The organism is Marinomonas arctica (genome assembly GCF_003259225.1).
Classification (GTDB): domain Bacteria; phylum Pseudomonadota; class Gammaproteobacteria; order Pseudomonadales; family Marinomonadaceae; genus Marinomonas; species Marinomonas arctica.
This window is the reverse complement of the sequence record NZ_QHJF01000069.1, coordinates 1-1,510: the sequence shown is the minus strand read 5'-3', so window position 1 is coordinate 1,510 and position 1,510 is coordinate 1. Positions and strand designations below refer to the sequence as shown.

At 40.5% G+C, this 1,510-nt stretch carries 1 protein-coding gene and 1 pseudogene; both read left to right on the top strand.

Going from position 1 to position 1,510, the window contains the following annotated elements; genetic code table 11:
• Nucleotides 1–605 (top strand): annotated as a pseudogene (locus DK187_RS20835) (hypothetical protein); the annotation flags it as partial.
• Nucleotides 602–1,510 (top strand): PoNe immunity protein domain-containing protein (locus DK187_RS20830; protein WP_204355677.1); only part of this gene is annotated, 909 nt, incomplete at its 3' end. The pseudogene DK187_RS20835 and the gene DK187_RS20830, both read left to right, overlap by 4 nt.

The following is a 1,510-nucleotide window of genomic DNA, read 5'->3' as shown; positions in this document are numbered from 1 at the left end:
CGCTAAAGAAATCCGCAGATGAAATTAAACACCAAGCGGATGAATTGGATGATGCCTACAAAGCCCTCCCAGATGGTAAGGTAGTTCATGAATTAGATAGCAGTGTTACTGCTATTAATCCCAAAATCATTAAAATGACGAACGCTGAAAAAGGTCTGTATGGCGAAATTCTCAGTGATAATTTAATGATCAACAATGGTTTTAAAAACTTATTACCAGAAGATCGGCAAATTCGGAAAATGACGGATACACCAAGAGGTCGAGGTATTGATGGTATTTATGAAAACACCAATCCGCCACCACCTTATGTCGTTACTGAGACTAAATACAGAACCGCATCAGGCAAGTACATAGATGGCGATGGGGTAGCAAGAGATTCGATGCTGAATAATACAAAAGGTTCTCCCGGAATGCCAGCTGCAAAACAGATGAGTGATGGTTGGATACGCCCTCGCTTGGATCAGGAGTTAAGTCTTAAAGAAAGTAAAAAGGTTCAAGTGAATGGTTATGAGCGGTGGCTAATGATAGTGGATGACTCAGGAAAAGTGGTAAATATTACCAAGTTAGATGAGGCCGCAAACAGTATTAACGAGGTAATATTATGATAATTAATGAAATTGGGTTTGAATCTAGTAGGCGTGACCCCTTGTTAAAGTTTGATGTATACCAAGAGGTAAATGATTTTTTTCAAGAAGATACATTAGAAGAATGTGAAATAATAAATGATACTAATAAAGAGCTTGGACATAGGTCAGGTTTAAGTTGGTCACTCACGTTACATAAGTTTGAATATGCCACCTTGGAATACTCTGCGGGCAATGACTTAAATTTTTGCGAAGCCCTTATGCAAGCAGCTCTAGCTGAATTAGAACGCCACAAAACACAATTCCAACATAAATCTTTTTTTTACTGGGAACCAGACTCTTTTCAGTTTTTATTATGGTCGATGAGCTTTGCGGTATTGTCGGGAAAACCAGATGCTTTGCAAACGATTGTGCGTATGTTGGGTAAAAACCCTCAGGATAATGATGACCCTTTATTGAGTATTCTACTGGCTCGCTTGGGTTATATCGGTTTACCTCGTTTGGACCATCTTGGTTTTCCTAAAGTGTATCAACACCTTTACGATGCTATAAAAGGCGATGGCGTTAGCCCAACAAAAGAAGAACGACAAGAGAGTCTCACTCAGTACCTACGTGGCTGGTACAAGGGTATGAAAGACTGCTATTGGTATAACCGCCACAAAGGAAGGTTTCCTACTTTTTTTGGCTATTGGTCGTTTGAGGCGGCCTTGGTTACTTTGCTTTACGATTTAGACGACAGCGGCTATTCGCATATGCTTTATTACCCTAAAGACCTTGTGGCTCATGCTCGTTCTCAGGGTTATGCTTCGCTTTTTCCCATGTCAACGCCTAAGCATTATATTGCCTTTCCGAACGAAGTCGCGCCTGTAGAGGGTGTGTGGCAATGTAACTTGACCGATGAAGAAGTAAGCCTAAAAAAAGGTGAA